We start from the raw sequence: 281 nt of genomic DNA, 5'->3' as shown, positions 1-281 counted from the left end.
GGTCAAGCCAAACAATGCCAACTCTGGTTTGTTAATGGAAGGGATGCAATATACCAGACAACTGGAGCAAACCGCAATGGAGCAAACTTATGAAGGTGCTAATATTGACAGCACATTGAATTCAGTTAACAACCAAATGAATTCAAATCTGCAGCGCATTAATAAAGCAAATAATAATTTTAAGACGGTACAATAAATTCGATAATTAATAATAAATACAAACGAAGAAAAAAAGGTCGTCACTGATCAGATAACTGAACCCCTTGAATTGGAAAAAACAA

The 281-nt window shown here is 34.5% G+C and carries 1 pseudogene; it reads left to right on the top strand.

Annotated features, from left to right (window positions below):
• Positions 1-196 (top strand): annotated as a pseudogene (locus CBI42_RS12920) (ABC transporter substrate-binding protein); the annotation flags it as partial.
• Positions 197-281: the final 85 nt, after the last annotated feature.

The sequence above is a fragment of the Streptococcus sp. KR genome (assembly GCF_002238115.1).
GTDB lineage: Bacteria > Bacillota > Bacilli > Lactobacillales > Streptococcaceae > Streptococcus.
The sequence above is the reverse complement of the archived record's forward strand: the minus strand, read 5'-3'. Positions and strand labels throughout refer to the sequence as shown.